19 protein-coding genes are annotated in these 21100 nt (G+C 69.3%); 7 read left to right on the top strand and 12 right to left on the bottom strand.

Annotated elements, in window-relative coordinates:
• Window positions 1-8: 8 nt before the first annotated feature.
• The 7 genes from MRBLWH11_RS19210 to MRBLWH11_RS19180 form a co-directional block, all read right to left on the bottom strand.
• The gene (locus MRBLWH11_RS19210) at window positions 9-1256 is read right to left on the bottom strand and encodes an MFS transporter (protein WP_165808022.1); all 1248 of its coding nucleotides are present in this window, start codon (window positions 1254-1256) and stop codon (window positions 9-11) included.
• 40 nt (window positions 1257-1296) lie between these two features.
• Window positions 1297-2097: an HpcH/HpaI aldolase/citrate lyase family protein gene (locus MRBLWH11_RS19205; RefSeq protein ID WP_116634662.1), complete on the bottom strand. Its 801-nt coding sequence runs from the start codon at window positions 2095-2097 to the stop codon at window positions 1297-1299.
• Complete coding sequence (locus MRBLWH11_RS19200) at window positions 2082-2867, bottom strand: fumarylacetoacetate hydrolase family protein (RefSeq protein WP_116634663.1); 786 nt, start codon at window positions 2865-2867, stop codon at window positions 2082-2084. The genes MRBLWH11_RS19205 and MRBLWH11_RS19200 overlap by 16 nt, the downstream gene beginning before the upstream one ends.
• 90 nt (window positions 2868-2957) lie before the next feature.
• On the bottom strand, window positions 2958-4094 hold the full coding sequence (gene hpaD / locus MRBLWH11_RS19195) for a 3,4-dihydroxyphenylacetate 2,3-dioxygenase (RefSeq protein WP_341945992.1): 1137 nt from the start codon (window positions 4092-4094) through the stop codon (window positions 2958-2960).
• Between the two features lie 30 nt (window positions 4095-4124).
• Entirely contained in the window at window positions 4125-5621 is a 1497-nt protein-coding gene (gene hpaE, locus MRBLWH11_RS19190; RefSeq protein WP_341945991.1) for a 5-carboxymethyl-2-hydroxymuconate semialdehyde dehydrogenase, read from the bottom strand.
• Complete coding sequence (locus tag MRBLWH11_RS19185) at window positions 5618-6301, bottom strand: GntR family transcriptional regulator (RefSeq protein WP_341945990.1); 684 nt, start codon at window positions 6299-6301, stop codon at window positions 5618-5620. Before MRBLWH11_RS19185 ends, hpaE begins: the two co-directional genes overlap by 4 nt.
• Window positions 6298-7842 (bottom strand): fumarylacetoacetate hydrolase family protein, encoded by a 1545-nt coding sequence (locus MRBLWH11_RS19180; RefSeq protein ID WP_341945989.1) that lies wholly within the window; start codon window positions 7840-7842, stop codon window positions 6298-6300. The genes MRBLWH11_RS19185 and MRBLWH11_RS19180 overlap by 4 nt, the downstream gene beginning before the upstream one ends.
• A gap of 154 nt (window positions 7843-7996) precedes the next feature.
• Here MRBLWH11_RS19180 and MRBLWH11_RS19175 point away from each other — a divergent pair, with 154 nt between their 5' ends.
• The 3 genes from MRBLWH11_RS19175 to MRBLWH11_RS19165 all read left to right on the top strand — a co-directional run bounded on the left by MRBLWH11_RS19175 (window position 7997) and on the right by MRBLWH11_RS19165 (window position 11857).
• On the top strand, window positions 7997-9376 hold the full coding sequence (locus MRBLWH11_RS19175; protein ID WP_341945988.1) for an MFS transporter: 1380 nt from the start codon (window positions 7997-7999) through the stop codon (window positions 9374-9376).
• 105 nt (window positions 9377-9481) lie between these two features.
• Window positions 9482-11353, top strand: a complete 1872-nt coding sequence (locus MRBLWH11_RS19170; protein ID WP_341945987.1) for an FAD-dependent monooxygenase — start codon at window positions 9482-9484, stop codon at window positions 11351-11353.
• Between the two features lie 123 nt (window positions 11354-11476).
• Entirely contained in the window at window positions 11477-11857 is a 381-nt protein-coding gene (locus MRBLWH11_RS19165; protein WP_341947864.1) for a VOC family protein, read from the top strand.
• A 77-nt stretch (window positions 11858-11934) separates the two neighbouring features.
• On the opposite strand, the gene MRBLWH11_RS19160 is transcribed toward MRBLWH11_RS19165, so the two are convergent.
• Window positions 11935-13674, bottom strand: coding sequence for a thiamine pyrophosphate-binding protein (locus tag MRBLWH11_RS19160; RefSeq protein WP_341945986.1), 1740 nt, complete (start codon window positions 13672-13674; stop codon window positions 11935-11937).
• Between the two features lie 203 nt (window positions 13675-13877).
• Between MRBLWH11_RS19160 and MRBLWH11_RS19155 the strand changes: the two genes are divergently transcribed.
• From MRBLWH11_RS19155 to MRBLWH11_RS19140, 4 genes are read left to right on the top strand one after another with little or no spacing between them, the layout of a single operon-like run.
• Entirely contained in the window at window positions 13878-15563 is a 1686-nt protein-coding gene (locus tag MRBLWH11_RS19155; RefSeq protein WP_341945985.1) for a circularly permuted type 2 ATP-grasp protein, read from the top strand.
• The gene (locus MRBLWH11_RS19150; protein ID WP_116634673.1) at window positions 15557-16483 is read left to right on the top strand and encodes an alpha-E domain-containing protein; all 927 of its coding nucleotides are present in this window, start codon (window positions 15557-15559) and stop codon (window positions 16481-16483) included. Before MRBLWH11_RS19155 ends, MRBLWH11_RS19150 begins: the two co-directional genes overlap by 7 nt.
• A complete protein-coding gene (locus tag MRBLWH11_RS19145) occupies window positions 16480-17325 on the top strand; it encodes a transglutaminase family protein (RefSeq protein ID WP_341945982.1) in 846 nt (281 codons plus the stop codon). Before MRBLWH11_RS19150 ends, MRBLWH11_RS19145 begins: the two co-directional genes overlap by 4 nt.
• Before the next feature lie 24 nt (window positions 17326-17349).
• Window positions 17350-17859: a phosphoribosyltransferase gene (locus MRBLWH11_RS19140; protein ID WP_116634675.1), complete on the top strand. Its 510-nt coding sequence runs from the start codon at window positions 17350-17352 to the stop codon at window positions 17857-17859.
• Between the two features lie 12 nt (window positions 17860-17871).
• Here MRBLWH11_RS19140 and MRBLWH11_RS19135 read toward each other — a convergent pair whose 3' ends face one another.
• From MRBLWH11_RS19135 to MRBLWH11_RS19120, 4 genes are all read right to left on the bottom strand, one after another.
• Window positions 17872-18210, bottom strand: a complete 339-nt coding sequence (locus tag MRBLWH11_RS19135) for a HepT-like ribonuclease domain-containing protein (protein WP_341945981.1) — start codon at window positions 18208-18210, stop codon at window positions 17872-17874.
• Window positions 18207-18449 (bottom strand): nucleotidyltransferase family protein, encoded by a 243-nt coding sequence (locus MRBLWH11_RS19130; protein ID WP_341945980.1) that lies wholly within the window; start codon window positions 18447-18449, stop codon window positions 18207-18209. Before MRBLWH11_RS19130 ends, MRBLWH11_RS19135 begins: the two co-directional genes overlap by 4 nt.
• 275 nt (window positions 18450-18724) lie before the next feature.
• On the bottom strand, window positions 18725-20248 hold the full coding sequence (locus tag MRBLWH11_RS19125) for an ATP-dependent DNA ligase (protein WP_341945979.1): 1524 nt from the start codon (window positions 20246-20248) through the stop codon (window positions 18725-18727).
• 71 nt (window positions 20249-20319) lie between these two features.
• Window positions 20320-21090 carry an enoyl-CoA hydratase/isomerase family protein gene (locus MRBLWH11_RS19120; protein ID WP_341945978.1) on the bottom strand — a complete coding sequence of 257 codons (771 nt, stop codon included), beginning with the start codon at window positions 21088-21090 and terminating at the stop codon, window positions 20320-20322.
• Between the last annotated feature and the right edge of the window lie 10 nt (window positions 21091-21100).

The following is a 21100-nucleotide window of genomic DNA, read 5'->3' as shown; positions in this document are numbered from 1 at the left end:
GGGATCACTCAGGCGCGCTGAGGCGAGGCGTCGGGATTCAGGGCGCCGTCCGGCCTTCCCATGCGCCACACGCTCGGCACGGCGAGAGTGAGGAGCGCGACGCCCGCGTACACGATCCCGGACGTGATCAGCACCGTCGCGGCATCCGCATGGGTGATGAGCCAGCCGAACACCAACGTGCCGATCGGCATCGCGACGAAGCTGCCGAGCATGTCGTAGCTGGACACGCGGGAGAGCTTCTCGCCGGGCACGTTCTCCATCATCGCGAGGTTCCACCCGGTGCTGAAGACCTCGGCGCCCGCACCCGCGATGAAGGCCGCGATGGCGAGGAGCACGACGGCGGGGTGCACGCCCAGCATGGTCACGGGAATCGCGAACGCGGCCATGCCGAGCATCCCGTAGCGCAGCGGCCGTCTGAGCGGGAACCACATCAGGATCAGCGTCATCACGAGGACGCCGGCCCCCTCGGCGCTGAGCACCCAGCCCCACCCGGCGATGCCGAGCAGATCGTCGTTCTTCGCGATGTACGGACCCACGACGCCCCAGGCGCCGACGTGGATCGCATTCATGACCATGAAGGCCAGCACGATCGTCCAGAGCCAGGATCGGCTCCAGAACTCCTGCCAGCCGACGCGCAGATCGTGGAACATGGTCGTGCCGCCGGCATGCGCGGGAGGCGGGAGCTTCACCAGGGCGAGGACCGGGATGGCGATCACCCAGCCGGCCGCCTGCACGACCATCGCCCAGGCGGGGCCGGCTGTGGCGACGAGGATGCCGGCGATGATCGGGCCGCCGATCGTCACGGCGGAGCGCACGAACGAGAGCATCGCGTTGGCCTGCTGAAGGTTCTCGGGCGTCGTCAGCTGCGGGATGATGCCCTGCATGGCCGGCAGCACGAACGCCGTGGAGGCGCCGTTGGCGACCGAGAGCACCACCAGGAGCGCGACGGTCGCCGAGTCCGTGAACAGCAGCGCCGCCATCGCGCCGATCGTGAGGATGTCGATCACGTAGCAGGTCTGGATGATCAGGGCCCGCGGCAGCCGGTCGGCCACGACGCCGCCGAACAGGAGGAAGACGATGTTGCTCACCGTGAAGGCGGTGAGCACGAACGACAGGGAGCGGGCGTCGTTGTCGATCTCCAGCACCGCGAACGCGAGCGCGATCGACGACATCGAGCCGGTGATCATGGTGATCGCCCTGGCGAGGAAGAACCACCGGAAGTTGCGGTCCCGCATCGCGGCGAGCCCGCGGCTCATCGGTTCACCGCCCTCGTCCGCATCAGACGATCCTGCCACGTCAGTAGCTGGCGCGTGCCGATCCGTCCGCCGTGATGAAGCGGGCGGCCAGCGCCTCGGATGCCCGCGCGAGCAGCGCCACATCGGCGCCCACCGCCACGAAGTCCGCACCGCCGGCGACGTACGCATCGGCGGCGGCCGGGTCGAAGGCGTTGACCCCGACCGGCTTGCCCGCCGCCTTGACCGCATGGAAGACCTTCTCGACGGCGGCGACGACATCGGGATGCGTCTGCTGGCCGAGGAGACCCATCGAGGCGGAGAGGTCGGACGGGCCGACGAAGACCGCGTCGATGCCGTCCACGGCGGCGATCTCCCCCGCCGCGTCCACGCCCGCCGCCGTCTCGATCTGCACCGTGAGGGAGGTGTGCCGCGCCGACTCCTGGAGGTAGCCGTCGACCCGGTTCCAGCGGGCGCTGCGCGCCAGCGCGCTGCCGACCCCGCGGACGCCGGCCGGGGGATAGCGCGTCGCGGACACGGCGGCTCGCGCCTCATCGGCGGAGGACACCATCGGCACGATCAGGTTCTGTGCGCCGAGGTCGAGGATCTGCTTGATCGCGACGGTGTCGTTGGAGGGCACCCGCACGAGCGGGGTGATCGGGTACGCCGCGACCGTCTGCAGCTGCAGCAGCACCGACTCGAGCGTGTTCGTGGAGTGCTCCATGTCGATCAGCAGCCAGTCGAGCCCGGAACCCGCGGCGACCTCGGTGACGAGCGTGCTGCCCGAGCATGCCCACATGCCGATCAGCGCACGATCGGAGGCGGCGATGCGCTCGCGGAACGACGGGTCTAGACGAAGCGGCATGTGATTGTTCCCATCGGTCCGTAATCGCACAGCACCTCGTCGCCGCGCGACACCCACATCGGGCGCGTGAACGATCCTGCCAGGATGATCTCTCCCGCCTCCAGACGCGCGCCGTGCTGATGGAACTTGTTCGCCAGCCACGCGACACCGGTGGCCGGATGCCCGAGCACGCCCGCGGCCACTCCGGTCTCCTCGATCTCACCGTTGCGCGACAGCACACCGGGGACCCAGCGCAGATCGATCTCGTCCGGGCGGCGACGCTCGGTGCCCAGCACCATCGCCCCGTAGGCGGCGTTGTCGCTGATGGTGTCGACGATCGTGCGCCCCTCGAGCTCGATGTGCGAGTTGAGCACTTCGAGCGCGGGGACGGCGTAGTCGATCGCCGCGAGGGCGTCATCGAGCGTGCAGTCGGGACCTTCGAGCGGATGCTTCAGCACGAACGCCAGCTCCACCTCGATGCGCACGTTGGAGAAGTGGTCGACAGGGATCTCGGCGCCGGACTCGTACACCGTGTCGTCGAACATCACACCGTAGTCGGGTTCGGTGATGCCGGTCGCCTGCTGCATCGCCTTGGAGGTCAGTCCGATCTTGCGCCCGACGAGCCGGCGGCCCGCGGCGATCTGGCTGTCGCGCCAGACACCCTGGATCGCGTAGGAGTCTTCGATCACGGCATCCGGGTAGCGCGCCGTGATCCGCGGGATCACGGTGTGTGCACGCTCGGCCTCGGCGAGCTGGGCCGCGATCTCTGCGATGACTTCTTGCGACAGCATCCGTTCCTTCTCTCTGTTCGGTCGGGCCCTTCGACAAGCTCAGGGACCCAGCCACTGGGTCGCTGAGCTTGTCGAAGCGTCGGTGGTGACCTATAGCTGGTTGCCCAGCTTCTTCTCGCCCTCGTCCGCGCGCGTGTACGAGAACCCGTCGGCGCCGATCGTGACCGCCATCTCCGAGCTGTCGGTGCGGGCGACGACCGGCTGCGGGTTGCCGTCGAGGTCGAGCACCAGGCTGGCATCGGTGTACCAGGACGGGACGACGGGGTTGCCCCACCAGTCGCGGCGCTGGTTGTCGTGCACGTCCCAGGTGATGACCGGGTTGTCCGGGTCGCCCGTGTAGTAGTCCTGCGTGTAGACCTCGACGCGGTGGCCGTCGGGATCGCGCAGGTACAGGTAGAACGCGTTCGAGACGCCGTGGCGGCCCGGCCCTCGCTCGATCGAGTCGGAGCGGCGGAGGGCGCCGAGCTTGTCGCAGATCGCGAGGATGTTGTGCTTCTCGTGCGTCGCGAAGCACACGTGGTGCATGCGGGGACCGTCGCCGCCGGTCATGGCGGTGTCGTGCACGGTGGGCTTGCGGCGCATCCAGGCGGCATAGACCGTGCCCTCGTCGTCCTGGATGTCCTCGGTCACGCGGAAGCCGAGATCCTGCATGAACTTCACGGCGCGCGGCACGTCGGGGGTGACCTGGTTGAAGTGGTCGAGCCGAACGAGCTCGCCCGGGATGTGCAGGTCGTAGCGCCACGACATGCGCTCGACGTGGTCGGACTGGTGGAAGAACTCGATCGGGAAGCCGAGCGGGTCGACCACGCGGACCGAGTCGCCGACGCCCTTCACGAACCCGTCGGGGTTGCGGCGCACGTCGCAGCCGAGCTCCGTGTAGAACGCGACCGCACGGTCGAGGTCTTCCGCCGCGCGGACGCGATACGAGAACGCGGCCACGGCCGCGACCGGCCCCTTGCGCAGCACGAGGTTGTGGTGGATGAACTCCTCGGTCGAGCGGAGGTAGATCGCCTCGTCGTCCTCCTCGGTCACGTACAGTCCCAGCACGTCGACGTAGAACTGCCGCGACGCGGCCAGGTCGGTGACGACGAGCTCCATGTAGGCGCAGCGCAGGATGTCGGGCGCGGCGCTGGTCGGCGTCGCGACGGGGTTCGTCGTGCGGATCGGGGCCTCCTGCGACACGTAGTAGCCGGCAGAGGTCAGGGTCATGTCTTCGCGATCGGTCATGTCAGCGTCCTTGCAGATCAGAGCGGCGGGTCAGTTCTTGCCGAAGGTCGGGTTGTGGGCTCCGCCGAGCGTGATGTGCACGCTCTGCTGGTCGGTGTAGAAGTCGATCGAGCGGTAGCCGCCCTCATGACCGAGACCCGAGGCCTTCACTCCGCCGAACGGGGTGCGGAGGTCGCGCACGTTGTTGCTGTTCAGCCACACCATGCCGGCCTCGACCGACTGCGCGAAGTTGTGCGCGCGCTTCAGGTCGTTGGTCCAGATGTACGCCGCGAGGCCATACTTCGTGTTGTTCGCGAGCGACAGCGCCTCGTCGTCGGAGTCGAACGGTGTGATCGCGACGACCGGGCCGAAGATCTCCTCCTGGAAGATGCGGGCGTCGGGGGAGACGTCGGCGAACACGGTCGGCGCGACGAAGTTGCCCTCCTCGAACCCGTCGGGGCGTCCGCCACCGGCGACCAGTCGCCCCTCGCTCTTGCCGATCTCGACGTAGCTCATCACCTTGTCGTGGTGCTCCGGGTGGACCAGCGCGCCGACCTCGGTGGCCGGATCGTGCGGGTAGCCCACCTTGACGCGCTTCGCCTGCGCGGCGTAGCGCTCGACGAACTCCTGGTAGATGGAGCGCTCGACGAGGATGCGGGATCCTGCGGTGCAGCGCTCGCCGTTCAGGGAGAAGACGCCGAAGATCGTGGCGTCGACGGCGGCCTCGAGGTCGGCGTCCGCGAAGACGACGGCGGGCGACTTGCCGCCGAGCTCCATCGACAGGCCCTTGAGGAAGGGAGCGGCGTTGCCGAAGATGATCTGTCCGGTGCGGCTCTCGCCCGTGAAGGAGATCAGGGGGACGTCGGGGTGCTTGACGAGGGCGTCGCCTGCATCTTCGCCGAGGCCGTTCACGAGGTTGAAGACGCCCTGGGGGAGTCCCGCCTCTTCGAAGATGCCCGCCCAGAGGGATGCCGAGAGCGGCGTGAACTCCGCCGGCTTCAGCACGACCGTGTTGCCGGTCGCTAGCGCGGGGCCGAGCTTCCACGACTCGAGCATGAACGGCGTGTTCCATGGCGTGATGAGGCCCGCGACGCCGATCGGCTTGCGGTTGACGTAGTTCATCTGGCGGCCGGGCACCTTGAAGGCGTCATCCGACTGCGCGACGATCAGGTCGGCGAAGAAGCGGAAGTTCTCGGCCGCCCGGCGGGCCTGGCCCAGCGCCTGGGTGATCGGCAGGCCGGAGTCGTAGGACTCGAGCTCGGCGAGCCGTGCGTCACGGGACTCGACGATGTCGGCGATGCGGTGCAGCACGCGCGAGCGCTCGCGCGGCAGCATCCGCGGCCACGGGCCTTCGTCGAAGGCGCGCTTCGCGGCGGCCACGGCCAGCTCGATGTCGGCCTTCTTGCCGGCGGCGGCCGTCGTGTAGGTCTTGTTGGTCACCGGGTCGAGCACGTCGAACGTGTCGCCGTCGACCGAGTCGACGAAGGCGCCGTCGATGTAGTGCTGGATGTGGTCAGGAAGATCGGCGGGGATGCGCGAGTCGGTCATGAGGCTTCTCCTGTGGCGTGGGCGGAACGGGTGTGCAGGGCATCGAGGAACGCGTCCATCGTGCGCCAGCGGTGGTTGCGGGCGGCGAGCTCGATCTCGAGCGGATCGGCATCCGCCCGGATGAGTGCGAGGATCTCGGCGTGCTCCTCGACCGAGTGCTGGGCGCGACCCGGGACCGACGCGAACGTCGATTCGCGGATGCCGGAGAGCCGAGACCAGCCGCGATGAACGAGGTCGAGCAGGTGCGGGTTCGGGCACGGCTCGAACAGCACCGAATGGAACTGCCGGTTGAGCTCGGTGAACGCGTGGGCGTCGAAGTGCTCGAGCATCCGCGACATCCGGTCGTTGATCCGGGCCGCCTCGTCGAGGGCCGCCTCGTCGAGCAGGGGAGCGGAGAGCGCCGTCGCCGAGCCCTCGACGATGCCGAGCGTCTGCATGGTGTGTGCGTACTCGCTCTCGTCGACGAGGGTGACCCTGGCGCCGACGTTGCGCTCGAAGGTGACGAGGCCCTCGGCCTCGAGTCGCCGGATCGCCTCGCGCACCGGCACGACGCTCATCTTCAGGTCGTCCGCGATCGATCCGAGCACCAGGCGGTAGCCGGGGCTGAACATGTGCGCGGTGATGCGCGAGCGGATCCACTCGTAGGCGACCTGGGACTTGCTGACAGCGGTCGCGCTCATAGCTGGGTCCCTGAGCCTGTCGAAGGGCTTTCCGCCTCGTAGCGGGCGCGCCATTCGGCGTTCATCGGGAACAGCCCGTCGACCGGGTGTCCGGCGGCGACCTGCTCCGCGATCCAGGCGTCTTCGATCTCCTGGGCGAGTGCGGCGTCGACGACCTCCTCGACGAGCGACGGCGGGATGACGATCGCGCCGTCGCCGTCGCCGACGATGATGTCGCCGGGCTGCACGGTCGCTCCGCCGCAGGAGATCGTCACGTCGACGTCCCACGGCACGTGCTTGCGACCGAGGACCGAGGGGTGGGCGCCCTGGGAGAAGACGGGAAGACCGATCTCGGCCACCGCGTCGAAGTCGCGGACCCCGCCGTCGGTGATCACTCCGGCTGCTCCGCGGGCCCGGGCGCGGAGGGCGAGGATGTCGCCCAGCGTGCCGGTCGTCGCATCGCCGCGAGCCTCGATCACGATGATCTCGCCCTCGTCCACCGCGTCGAAGGCGCGCTTCTGGGCGTTGTAGCCGCCGCCGTGGCTCTGGAACAGGTCCTCGCGGAAAGGCACGAAGCGGAGCGTCTTGGCCGTGCCGACGATCTTGGCGCCGGGGATGTTGGCGGAGACGCCGTCGATGAAGCAGGAGTGGTGCCCGCGCTTGCGCAGCTGGGCGGAGAGCCCGGCGGTGGGGGCTTCGAGGAGCTTCGCCCGGAGTTCGGGGGAGAGCGTGGGGGACGCTTCGACCGGCTCAGCGAACCCGCTTTTCGCGGGCGTCACACCATGCTGGGTCCCTGAGCCTGTCGAAGGGCCGTCGGCCAGTCCCGCCGCTTTCGCGGATCCCCAGGCCTCGGTGCGCTGCAGGTCGTCGACTGCGGGGAGAGATCCGAGCTCCGCGTCGAACGGCACGTCGCCCTGCGTGACGGTGGTGACCAGGCGCCCGGAGGTGGGGGCGCCCGCGGCATCCGGGGCGTCCACCTCGATCTCGACGACGTCACCCGGGACGATGACGGAGGAGCCGGCCGGTGTCCCGGTGAGGATCACGTCGCCGGGCTCGAGAGTGAAGTGCTGGGAGAGATCGGCCACGAGCTGGGCGAGCGGGAAGATGAGGCCGGCGGTGGTGTCGTCCTGACGCAGCTCGCCGTTGACCCAGGCGCGCACGCGCAGCGCGGCGGGGTCGACCGTACGCGCGTCGATCAGCTGCGGTCCGAGCGGCGTGTAGCCGTCGCCGCCCTTGGAGCGGACGTTGGAGCCCTTGTCGTTCGCGCGCAGGTCGTACAGGCCGAGGTCGTTCGACGCGGTGACCCCGCCGACGTGCGACCACGCCTCGTCGAGCGAGACGCGGCGTGCGGTGGTGCCGATCACCAGGGCGATCTCCCCCTCGAAGGCGAGGAGCTCGGTCCCGGCCGGGCGCTCGACCGTGCCGCCGGAGACTCCGACGGAGCTGGCCGGCTTGAAGAAGTACGAGGGGGCTGCCGGGCGCCGGCCGCGCTGATCCGCGCGGGATGCGTAACTCAGATGGATCGCGATGATCTTGCCGGGGCGGGCGATCTGGTCCGTCACGGGGCGCCTCCTCGCGCTCGTCAGCGGTGTGCTGCAGGACGCCTTGTGCGTCGTATTCGAAATCATATATCATCGGATCACCCCTCGGCAAGCAACTCGGGATTCACGTCCCCGCACGCCGTGACAGTGCAGTCACAATCAAAGGAGACACCCCATGAGCGGGCAGTCACAGGCTGGGTTCACGCCCACCGGCACCATCGCGACAGCGGCCGATCGGCGCCGCGTCGTGTTCGCCACCGTCGTCGGGACCACCGTGGAGTGGTACGACTTCTTCATCTACGCCACCGCGGTCGGCCTCGTGTTCGGCCAGCTCTTCTTCGAGCCCCTGGGCGCGAACAGCGCGCTGATCGCCTTCGCCACCGTCGGGGTCAGCTTCCTCTTCCGCCCGCTCGGCGCGTTCCTCGCCGGCCACTACGGCGACAAGCTCGGGCGCAAGACGGTGCTCATGTGGACGCTGATCCTGATGGGCGCGGCGACCGCACTGATCGGTCTGCTTCCGACCTACGAGGCCATCGGCATCACCGCGCCGATCCTGCTGGTGCTGCTGCGCATCATCCAGGGCATCTCGGCCGGTGGCGAGTGGGGCGGTGCGGTCCTCATGGCCGTCGAGCACGCCCCGCGCAAGAAACGCGGCATCTTCGGGGCCTCGCCGCAGATCGGCGTGCCGCTGGGGCTGCTGCTCGCCTCGGGCGTGATGGCGCTGATGACCGCGATCGCACCCGGTGACCAGTTCGCGGCGTGGGGATGGCGCGTGCCGTTCCTGCTCAGCGTCGTGCTGATCCTCGTCGGCTACTACGTGCGCCGGAAGGTCGAGGAGAGCCCGGTGTTCACCGAGCTCGCCGCGCGCAAGGAGAAGGCGCGGATGCCGATCGTGCAGCTGTTCCGCAAGCACGCGCTGCTCGTGATCATCGCGGCCTTCGTCTTCGCCGGCAACAACGCGGTCGGCTACATGACCACGGGCGGCTACATCCAGAACTACGCCACGAACCCCGAGGGCCCCATCGGCCTCGATCGCGGTCCGGTGCTCTGGGCGGTCGCCGGGTCCGCGGTCACCTGGCTGCTGACGACGCTGCTGGCCGGATGGATCTGCGACCGCATCGGTCGCCGCACGACCTACATCATCGGCTGGGTGCTGCAGCTCATCGGCGTCTTCGCCCTGTTCCCGCTCGTCAACACCGGGCAGATCGGGCTGCTCTTCGCCGGGCTCGCCATCCTCACGATCGGCCTCGGGTTCACGTACGGCCCGCAGGCGGCGCTGTACACGGAGCTCTTCCCCGCCAGCATCCGCTTCTCCGGCGTCTCGATCTCGTACGCGATCGGCGCGATCGCGGGCGGTGCGTTCGCGCCCACCATCGCGACGGCGATCGTGCAGGCGACGGGGTCGACCCAGGCGGTGACCGGGTACCTCGCCGGCATGACGGTTCTCGGCCTCATCGCCACCCTGCTGCTGCGCGATCGCTCCGGCATCCCGCTCGGCCCGGATCATGAGGACGAGCAGTCGGTCAGCCCGATCTACGGACTCGCCAAGGCCTGACCTCGCCCGCTCCCGTGGCACGTCGTCGGGTCATCGTCGCGATGACCCGCACGACGTGCCGCAGGAGCGCAGAATGAGAAGACTCCTCGAAAGGAATCGACGACGATGCAGTTCCACCACCACGGCTACGTCTCCGGGGACCCGCGCGTGCAGGATGCCGCAGGGCTCGGCACGGATCGTCCGGCTGCCCTGCCCGACGAGGTCGACGTGCTCATCGTCGGCTCGGGCCCGGCCGGCATGCTCCTCGCCGCGCAGATGTCGCAGTACCCCGACATCTCGACGCGCATCATCGAGAAGCGGGAGGGGCGGCTCGTGCTCGGGCAGGCCGACGGCATCCAGCCGCGCAGCGTCGAGACCTTCCAGGCGTTCGGATTCGCCGAGCGCATCGTCGCCGAGGCCTACAACATCGGCTGGATGAACTTCTGGAGTCCTGACCCGGAGAATCCGCGCGAGATCATCCGCACCGCGCGCACCGCCGACTACGCCTATGACATCTGCGAGTTCCCGCACCTGATCGTGAACCAGGCGCGCGTGCTCGACTACTTCGCCGAGGCGGCAGCGACGGGGCCGGGCCGGATCGCGCCCGACTACGGCGTCGAGTTCGTGGGGCTCACCGTGCACGACGAGGGCGAGCACCCCGTCGAGGTCCGCGTGCGTCACGTGGCGGGGGAGCGGGCCGGCGAGGAGCAGACCATCCGGGCGAAGTACGTCGCGGGCTGCGACGGCGCCCGCAGCGGTGTGCGTCAGGCCATCGGGCGCACCCACGTCGGCGGAAGCGCCGCGCACGCCTGGGGTGTCATGGACGTGCTCGTGAACACCGACTTCCCGGACTGGCGCACCAAGTGCGCGATCAACTCCCAGGCAGGAAACATCCTGCACATCCCCCGCGAGGGCGGCTACCTGTCGCGGATGTACATCGATCTCGGCGAGGTCGCGCAGGACGACGACCACCGCGTGCGGCAGACGCCGATCGAGGAGATCATCCGCAAGGCGAACGACATCCTGCATCCGTACACGATCGACGTGAAGCAGGTCGCCTGGCACAGCGTGTACGAGGTCGGACACCGGGTGACCGACGGCTTCGACGACGTGCTCGAGGAGTCGGGCCGCACCCCGCGGGTCTTCCTGACGGGTGACGCGTGCCACACGCACAGTGCCAAGGCAGGACAGGGCATGAACGTCTCGATGCAGGACGGCTTCAACCTGGGCTGGAAGCTCGGCTCCGTGCTGACCGGTCGTGCACCGGAGGCTCTGCTCGCGACGTACGGCGCCGAGCGGCGGCCGGTCGCGCAGCAGCTCATCAACTTCGATCGGGAGTGGTCGTCGCTCATGGCGCGCAAGCCCGAGGAGATCTCGGACCCGGGCGAGCTCGCCACGTACTACCTGGCGACGGCCGAGTTCCCGTCGGGTTTCATGACGCAGTACACCGCGTCGATGATCACCGGATCCGATGCGCACCAGGGGCTGGCCGGCGGGTTCCCGCTCGGCAAGCGGTTCAAGTCGGCCGAGGTCATCAGGGTCGGCGACGGCAACGTCGTGCATCTCGGTCACCATGCGCGCGCGGACGGACGGTGGCGGGTCTACGCGTTCGGCGACCGCGCCGGGGCAGCGCTCGCCGCGTGGGCGGATGCCGCTGCGCCGGTGTTCGCTCGCTTCACCCCCGCGGATGCCGACGCCGACGCGGTCTTCGACGTGAAGGCGGTGTACCAGCAGCCGTACGAGGAGGTCGAGGTCACGAGCGCACCTGCGCTGTTCCAGCCCAAGACCGGGCCGCTCGGACTCACGGATTGGGAGAAGGTGTATGCCGCGGGTCCCTCGAAGTGGACGGAGACCGACATCTTCGAGGCGCGGGAGCTGTCTCGCGACGGCGTCGTGATCGTCGTCCGTCCTGACCAGTACGTCGCGGCGATCCTGCCGTTGGAGGGGGTCGACGAGCTCGCGGAGTTCTTCGAGGGGGCCTTGCTTCCGGCGGTCTGACGCGGCCGATCTCCGTGGTCGGCGTCTGTACAAGCGCATTTGTACAAGACGGTGGCGCCGCACGTCGAGTGCGTCGTACCGTGGTCGCGGACGGGCGACGGCGCCCGCCAGGAGGAGTGCGTGATGGATTGGAAGATCGAACTCATCTTCGTGCCGGTGACAGATGTCGACCGGTCGAAGGACTTCTACGTGAAGATCGGCTTCAACGCCGACCACGACCAGACACCGTTCGACGGGATGCGGTTCGTGCAGATGACGCCGCCGGGGTCGGCCTGCTCGATCGCGTTCGGCACCGGTCTCGGCATCGATCTCGAACCGGGGCAGCAGAACACGATCCAGGTCGTGGTGCCGAATGCGGATGAGGCGCTGGCGCACCTGCGGAGTGTCGGTGTCGAGGCGCAGGGCGTCGACGAGCAGGGGTGGGGTCGATTCGTCAGCTTCGACGACCCCGACGGCAACACGTGGACGCTGCAGGAGCTTCCGGACTACGGCGCCCAGAGCTGAGAGTCCCGCGCCTTCGTTCCCGTGGCAGTTGCGGTGGGTGTCGAGCCGATTCACCCGCCACAACTGCCACGGGAGCGTCAGGAGTTCACGCGGATGATCTCCTGCTGGTACGGGGCGATGACAGCGCCGGAGATGCGGAGGTCGAGGAGCAGGAAGCGGCGGGTCGCGGCATCCTCCTGCGCCCAGGCCTCCAGCCGGTCAAGATCGGCGAGCGTGCGGACCACGACGCCCTCGGCCCCGACCGCAGCCCCGAACGCGGCGAAGTCGACCTCGGGGATGAGCATCGGGCCCTCGGCGAGCCCCTTGAGACCGTAGAGGTTGACCTCGGCCCCGTAGGCGGCATCGTTCCAGATCACGGCCATACCTCGCCCGGCCGCGGCGCGCACCGCGGATTCCAGGTCGGCGATCGCCATCAGTCCGCCACCATCGCCCGAGGTCAGCACGATCGTGGAGTCGCGGCGGGCCAGAGCGGCGCCGACGACGCTCGGCCAGCCCTGACCGATCGACTGGAACGCGGTGCCGATCATCATCATGCGATCCGGTGCGGCGACGGGCCAGTACATGTTGGCCCAGCCGATGAAGTGTCCGCCGTCCGAGACCACGACGCGGTCCTCCGGAAGCAGCTCGGCGATGCGCCGTGCTGCCGAACGCGGGTCGAGTCGCCCGTCGGCGGCGAGGTCGTCGCCGGCGTCGTATGCCCGGGCGGATGCCACGTCGACGCTCTCCCGCCACGGCCGGGCGGGCACAGTTTCGGAGCTCGCGGCCGACTCGCCGGCAGGACCCTCGGCGGATGCGGCGTGTCGAGCCCGATCTCCGAAGCTGTGCCCGTCGGCCGACGTGGACCGCAGCCGGGTCACGAGCTCCTCGGCCGCGACGCGCGCATCCGCGCGGACGAAACCTCCGATGTGCGCGTGCGTGGCGGCGGGGGCGATGTCGATCTGGAACACCCGTGTACCCGGGGCGAACAGCTCGCCGAAGCGCATCGTGAACTGGTTCAGCGACGCCCCGAAGACGACGGCGACGTCGGCCGTCCGGACGAGCTCCATCGCACCGTCGGCACCGAATCCGCCCGTGACGCCGAGGTCGTAACGGGGGTCGGGGAAGACCCCGCGGCCGAGGGCGGACGACGCGGTGAGCGCGCCGGTCAGCTCGGCGAGCTCGCCCAGCGCATGGCTCGCACCGGCCAGCCATGCGCCGCGTCCCGCGAGCAGGAACGGGCGCTCGGCTCCGCGCAGCGCCGCGGCGATCTCGTCGAGCATCCCCTCGGCGAACTCGCCCTTCGGGGTGAGGGGTGCGGGCAGGCGCGGCGACGGCGCCTCCGCCACGGGGCCCGCCTCGAGGGCGGCGACGTCGTACGGGATCGCGAGCACGACGGGCACACGATAGGTGAGGGCGTGCTCGATCGCGATGACTGTGGTCGCCGCGGCATCCGTCCGTCCGACCGTATAGGTGCGGGCCCCGACGGCCGACGCGAGGGCGATCTGGTCGACGTCCCACGGGCGTGGGCCCGACGTCGGCTCGTCGCCGACCACGAGCACGAGCGGCACGTGTGCCTGCACGGCCTCCGCGAGAGCGGTGAGGGTGTTCGTGAAGCCGGCGCCGTATGTCGAGGTGCCGGCGGCGATGCGCCCGGAGGCGCGGAAGTGCGCGTCCGCGGCGACCACGGCGCCCTGCTCATGGCGGACGGCGGTGAAGACGGCATCCGTCTGCTTCTCGATCGCATCGAGGAAGTAGGCGTTGCCGTTGCCCATCACGCCGAAGACGGCGTCGATGTGCTGGGCGAGGGTGAGGGCGACATGCGCGGACACGGTGGGCATGGGAATGCCTTTCGAGACAGGGACGGAGAACTGCGGATCCGTATGTGTCTCGCCCTCGCTGCTGCGCGAGGTGCTTCGTGCCTCTTTTTCAGGCACCGGCGGGCGACCGCCGGACTCCTCGACTCTACCGCGGCAGCGGGCGTGTCGCTGCGTCGTCTTCCCCCGGAAACATCGCCGAAACTCCGCCACGGAAGTATTCCGTCATGGAGTCGCTGTTCAACGGATACACCTCTCGTCGCACCGCGATGCGCCGCGGGCCGCAGCCCTGGGACGAGATGTTCCCGTCCGAGGTCGTGGCGGGCGCGGGCGATGTGCGCCTCCCGTACCGCGACATGTACCCGGCGCTCGCAGGGATGGACGATGCCGAGCTGCGGGCGCGGACGGATGCGCTGGCGAGCTCGTACCTCGCGCAGGGCGTGACGTTCGACTTCGCGGGCGAGGAGCGGCCGTTCCCGCTCGACGTGGTGCCGCGTGTGATCGCCGCCGAGGACTGGATGTACGTCGAATCCGGGGTCAAGCAGCGCGTGCGTGCGCTCGAGGCCTTCCTCGCGGACGTCTACGGCCCGCAGTCGGCGGTGCGCGACGGGGTGATCCCCGCGACGCTGATCAGCTCCTCCTCGCACTTCCACCGCCAGGCGGCGGGCATCGTCGGCGCGAACGGCGTGCGCATCCACGTGGCCGGGATCGACGTCATCCGCGACGAGAAGGGCGCCTGGCGGGTGCTCGAGGACAACGTCCGCGTGCCGAGCGGCGTCAGCTATGTGCTCGCGAACCGACGGGTGATGGCGCAGACGCTCCCGGAGCTGTTCACGAGTCTCCGGGTGCGACCGGTCGTCGACTATCCGGGACGACTGCTCCAGGCGCTGCGCGCCGCGGCGCCGGCCGGCGTCGACGACCCCACCGTCGTCGTGCTCACGCCCGGTGTGTACAACTCCGCGTACTACGAGCACACGCTGCTGGCGCGCATGATGGGCGTCGAGCTCGTCGAGGGTCGCGACCTCTTCTGCTCCGGCGGACGGGTGTGGATGCACACGACCGCGGGGCCCACCCGCGTCGATGTGATCTACCGCCGCGTGGACGACGAGTTCCTCGATCCGCAGCACTTCCGCCCTGACTCGGTGCTGGGCGCCCCCGGGCTGATGCTCGCCGCGCGCCTCGGCAACGTCACGCTGGCGAACGCGATCGGCAACGGCGTCGCCGACGACAAGCTCGTCTACACGTACGTCCCCGAGCTCATCCGGTACTACCTCGGCGAGGATCCGATCCTCCCGAACGTCGACACCTGGCGGCTGGAAGAGCCGGATGCTCTCGCCGAGGTGCTCGATCGACTGGACGAGCTCGTCGTGAAGCCGGTCGACGGGTCGGGCGGCAAGGGACTCGTGGTCGGCCCGGATGCGACGCGCGCGGAGCTGGACGCCCTGCGGGCGCAGCTGCTCGCCGATCCGCGCGGCTGGATCGCGCAGCCGGTCGTGCAGCTCTCGACGATCCCGACGCTCGTGGAAGACGGCTTCCGCCCGCGGCACGTCGATCTCCGCCCCTTCGCCGTGAACGACGGGGAGGACATCTGGGTGCTGCCCGGAGGGCTCACACGCGTCGCGCTCCCTGAGGGACAGCTGGTCGTCAACTCGAGCCAGGGCGGCGGGTCCAAGGACACCTGGGTGCTGGATCCCTCCCTGTTCACCGGGCCGACCGCGACGCTGGCCGGGCTCTCGGACCCTGCGACCGACGAGGTGTCGATCGCGACAGGGGCCATCGGGATCGTGTCGTCTCCGCGAGAGGAGCCGCATCCGCCGTTCCTGTCGTCGCCGCAGGACGAGGACCTCGAGACCCGGCACCACCAGCAGCAGCAACAACAGCAACAACAGCAGCAGGGAGGCGCGACATGCTGAGCCGCATCGCCGAGGCGCTGTTCTGGATCGGCCGCTACGTCGAGCGCGCCGACGGCACCGCCCGCATCCTGGACGTGCACCTGCAGCTGCTCCTGGAGGATCCGTGGGTCGAGGAGGACACTGCATGCCGGGCCCTGCTCTCGGTCATGGGTACCACGGCCGACGGCGAACGCACGGTCGGGCGCGACGACGTGGTGCGGCTGCTGGCGCTGGACCGCGATCACGCGGCATCCATCGCCCACTCGATCGCAGCCGCGCGCGAGAACGCACGGCGGGCACGGGAGATCATCTCGACGGATCTCTGGGAGACCCTCAACGAGTCGAATGCGCGGATGCCGCGGTGGGTCGCCTCCGACAAGACGCACCCGTTCTTCCGCTGGGTCCGCGACCGGTCGGCGCTCGCGTTCGGCGTGGTCGACTCGTCGACGAGCCGCGACGAGGCCTGGCAGTTCTTCGTCCTCGGCCGTTCGATCGAGCGCGCCGACATGACGGCCCGTCTGTTGGCGACCCGGTCGCTGACGGATGCCGGCGGCCCGAGCTGGACCACGCTGCTGCGCAGCTGCGGCGCGTACGAAGCACATCTGCGCGGTCATCGTGCGGTGCCGACGGCGGCCTCAGCGGTGGAGTTCCTGCTCGTGGACAAGCTGTTCCCGAGGTCGGTGCTGTCGAGCATCCTGCAGGCGGAGGAGTGTCTGCGAGGGATCGACCCGGCCGGAGCGTTCGGCGCACCTGATCGTGCGCATCGGGTGCTCGGCCGGATGCGATCGGAACTGGAGTACCGACCCGTCGCCGACATCGTGCACCGGCTCTCGGAGAGCATGGAAGAGGTGCAGGTGGCGATCTCGGTGGCGAGCGATGCGATCCGGGAGCGCTACTTCCCGTCGATCGCGATGCCGGTGTGGATCGGAGAGGCACTGTGAGCAGGTTGAGGATCGTGCACCGGACCGGCTTCCGCTATGAGAAGCCGGCGACCGCCTCGTACAACGAGGCGCGGATGCTGCCGCACTCGCGCGACGGGCAGTTCGTGCTGCAGGCGACCCTGGACATCTCTCCGACGGCGACGCAGCACTCCTATGCGGACTACTGGGACACGCGTGTGTCGACGTTCGAGGTGCTCACGCCGCATCAGCTGCTGTCGGTGACGGCGACCAGCGTCGTCGATGTGCGCGCTCTGCCTCACACCTCCGATGCGGTGGGGTGGGAAGAGCTCGACGCGCGCATTCCGTCGTCCCTCTCTCTCGCCGAGTGCGTCACGCAGACACCGGCGACCATGCCCGACGACGAGATGCGCGAGCTCGCCCTGCGGATCAGAGCCGAGGGAGGCGGCGTCGACGACACCGCCTTCGAGATCTGCCGGACGGTCGGCGGAGCCATGGACTACCAGAGCGGCGTGACCGGCGTGAACTCCACGGCGCGCGAGGCGTGGGCCGCGCGATCCGGGGTGTGCCAGGACATCGCGCACGTCGCGCTGGGCGTGCTGCGGGCGGCGGGGATCCCCGCGCGCTACGTGTCGGGCTACCTGCATCCGGATCCGACGGCGCCGATCGGCCAGCCGGTGATCGGCGAGTCGCACGCGTGGGTGGAGTGGTACTCGGGGGAGTGGCGGGGGTACGACCCGACGAACCTCCTGGACATCGGAGAATCGCACGTCTACGTCGGGCACGGCCGCGACTACGGGGACGTGGCACCGCTGCGCGGCGTGTACGCGGGACCGAGCGCATCGGAGCTGTTCGTCTCCGTCGAGGTCACGCGACTCGACTGACGGTGCGTGGGGGAGAATGAGGCGATGACGACTACGACGACCGAGCGCGAGACGCTCACCTGGGACGGCTTCGGCACGGCGACACGCGAACTGGCGCGGAGCATCCTCGCCAGCGGTTTCGAGCCGGAGGTCGTCGTGGCGATCGCCCGCGGCGGACTGCTTCCCGCCGGAGCCATCGCCTACGGGCTGGGCGCCAAGAACTGCGGCGCCATCAACGTCGAGTTCTACACCGGGATCGGCACCGTACTGGACGCACCGGAGGTCCTCCCTCCCGAGCTCGACATGGCGTACCTCGACGGGCGTCGTGTGCTGCTGGTCGACGACGTCGCCGACTCGGGTCGCACCCTCGCGCTCGCGGTGGAGCTCCTGAAGGACAAGGGCGCCGATGTGCGCTCGGTCACGATCTACACGAAGCCCTCGACGATCATCCAGCCCGATTACGCCTGGAAGGACACCGACCTCTGGATCAACTTCCCGTGGTCGTTCCAGGGAACCGTGCGGGAAGAGGACCTGGGGCTTCCGCCGTCGGCGTGACGCGGCGGCGCGTCAGTCCTCGTCGTCCAGCCCGTCAAGAAGACGGGTGGTGGCTGCCGCGAGCTGCGGAATATCGTTCCGTGCGGTCGCGGTGACGACGGCGTGCGCGGTGTCAAAGTAGCGATGCGCGAGCTGGTCGCGCATACGGGCGATCTCACGCCAGGGGATCGTGGGTGCGGCGTCGAGGATATCCGCCGGGAGGTCTTTCACGGCTTCGCCGATTTCCAGCAGGCGGATGCGAATCGCGTCGAACACGATCTCGTCCTCATTGTCAGCGCGCTCGACGTAACCCGAGATCTTCGCGCAGGCGAGTGCGATGTCTTCGAGCCGTGTACGAGTCCGTCGGCTCATAGGGGAATCGCTTCTCGCTGAACATCGTCCGCGACACCGGATTTGAGGCTGGCACGCGGAACGATGTCGACTGCACGCTCGAGTAGTGCCTCGGCCGCGGATTGCATACGGAGCAGATCGAACATCCCGACTGTCGGGGCGAGGTCGACGAGGAGGTCGACGTCGCTGTTCTCATGATCGTCGCCGCGGGCGACGCTGCCGAACACTTCGATGTTCGTCGCGCCGTGCTCGGCGAACATCGCCCGAAGGTCCGCAGCTCGGAGGCGCACCCGGCGAAGAGTCTCAGGCTCGTCGGCGAGGGCCAGCGATAGTCCTGCGGCACCCAGAAGCCTGTCGAGAGCAGCGACCGATGGCTCGCGCCTCCCGCTCTCGTACTCGCTGATGACGCTCTGGCGGATGCCCGAACGGTTCGCCAGAGCGCTCTGCGTCAGCCCTGTGCGCTCACGGGCGGTCTTGATCAAGAAAGCTCCCCGTCGCATGCTTTGATGATATCGCGGATACGCGATATTTATCCTCACCCGCGGAGCAGCGCGCGCAGCGTCTGGATCGTGTCGGCTTCGGCGGGCGTCTTGTCGGGGCGGTAGCCCTTCACACGGGCGAAGCGGAGCGCGATGCCGCCGGGATAGCGCGGAGAGCGCTGCACACCGTCGATCGCGATCTCCACGACGATCTCGGGTCGCAGGAAAACCGTGCCCTGCGTACGCCGCGTCTCGTATTCGGGGAACGTCTCGGTCTGCCACCGCAGCAGCTCGTCGGTGAGGCCCTTGAACGTCTTGCCCACCATGACGTAGCCACCGGGATCGCCGAACTCGCCGTCGGGGTCGAGGGCGCCGAGATGCAGGTTCGACAGCCAGCCCTGTCGTCGGCCGGATCCCCACTCGGCGCCGAGGACCACGAGGTCGTAGGTCAGCACCGGCTTGACCTTGACCCAGGATTTGCCGCGCCGACCGGCGGCGTAGGGTGCATCGATCGACTTGACGACCACGCCCTCGTGCCCGGCCGCGAGGGCCTGGCGGGACAGCTGTTCGGCGGCATCGGGATCGGCGGTGACGACACCCGGCATCCGCCATTCTCCGGCCACGCGTTCGAGTTCGGCGAGACGCACCGACAGTGGCTCGTCGAGAAGATCGCGCCCGTCGACATGCAGCACGTCGAAGAACCACGGCCGGAGCAGCAGTTCGCGGGAGACGTCGGCGCCGAAGCGCGACATCGTCTCCTGGAACGGACGCGGCCCGCCGTCTTCGTCGAGGGAGAGGGTCTCTCCGTCGAGGATGAGATCATGCGCCGGAAGCGACCGCACGATCTCGACGAGCTCCGGGACGCGGTGCGTGATGTCGGCGAGGCTGCGGGTGTAGACGCCGACGTCGTCGCCGTGACGATGCACCTGGATGCGGGCGCCGTCGAGCTTGTACTCGACGGAAGCCTGGCCGGTGATCTCGAGCGCTGCGGTGGGAGTCGCCGCCGTGGCGGCCAGCATCGGCAGCACAGCGCGTCCGACTTGCAGGCCGACGGCCTCGAGCTCTTCCTCGGTCCCGGTGAGGGCGATGAGTGCGGTCTCGCCGAGGTCGCCGGAGAGCATCGCAGCCCTTCGCACGGTCGCGGCGGCGCGATCCGATGCCTTCGCGATCGCATCGAGGAGTACACCCGAGAGAGCACCCGTGCGGAGCTCGCCGAGCATGGCGCGCGTGAGGAAGTCCCACTCGTCGGCGGTCGATCGTGCGGCGAGGGCGCCCAGCGCGCCGGTGCGCGTGGCGGCCGAGCCTGTGCCGGATGCCGCGGCGAGAGCAGTCAACGCGTCGTCCACGTCTGCGATGGTCAGGCTCGAGCTGTCGGCGTGCGAGACCTCCAGTGCCGCGATCCCTCGCCATCCGACGCCGAGCTTGCCCTGACGCGGCGACGCGAGGAGCAGCCCGACGAGGGATGCGATCTCATCCGGCTCTGCCGTCGCGAGCAGCCGTGCGAGCGCGTCGATCTTCGCCCGCCGCGACGACGTGGCGGCGACCTCTTCGGTGGTGGAGACGAGCTCCGCGAGCTTCATCCCCGCATTCTCGCACCGGCCTCGGACATGCAAGCCTGATCCCGCGCGGCGGCCGGCGGATGCCGATGCGCTCAGCGCCCCCGGAACTCCGGCTTCCGCTTCTCCTGGAAGGCGGTGAAGCCCTCGCGGTAGTCGTCCGAGTCGCAGAGCGCGGCCTGCGCGGCGTTCTCGATGTCGACCGAGTCCCACAGGGCCAGTCGCTCGTCGCGGATCCGGGCGACGAGCTGCTTGCTGGCGAGGAACGCAGCCGTGGCTCCTCGTGCGGCGGTGGCAGCGGCATCCGTCGTCGCGGAGACGACTTCGTCGTCGGGGAAGACCCGCGAGAACAGACCGGATGCCACGGCCTCGGCACCGCTCATCAGGCGGCCGGTGTAGATGAGGTCGAGGGTCTTGTGGGCACCGAGCCGATCGAGGAAGAGCGCGTGCCCTCCCGAATCGAGCGTCGCCCCGAGCGCGGCGAACGGCGAGCCGATCTTCGCGGACTCCGCGACGTAGACGACATCCGTCGCGATCAGCAGGCCGAGCCCCACGCCGAGGCAGGCGCCGTGCGCGACCGCGAACGTCGGTGCGGGGAAGCGCGACATGCGCTGCAGCAGCGGTGTCACGAGTCCGCCGAGGTAGCCGATCACGTCGTCTTCTCGCGGGTCGACGCCGGAGATGTCGCGTCCGGCGCAGAACGCCCGCCCTTCGCCGCGCAGCACGAGGGCGCGAACGCCCGCGGACTCGGCTTCGGCGTACGCGGCGTCGAGCCCGTGCAGCGCCTGCTCGTCGAGGGAATTCAGCTTGTCGGGCGCGTTCAGCACGACCGTGGCGACGTCATCGGCGATGGTGAGATCGATCATGGGGTTCCTC

It is taken from the genome of Microbacterium sp. LWH11-1.2, from assembly GCF_038397745.1.
Classification (GTDB): domain Bacteria; phylum Actinomycetota; class Actinomycetes; order Actinomycetales; family Microbacteriaceae; genus Microbacterium.
The sequence above is the reverse complement of the archived record's forward strand: the minus strand, read 5'-3'. Positions and strand labels throughout refer to the sequence as shown.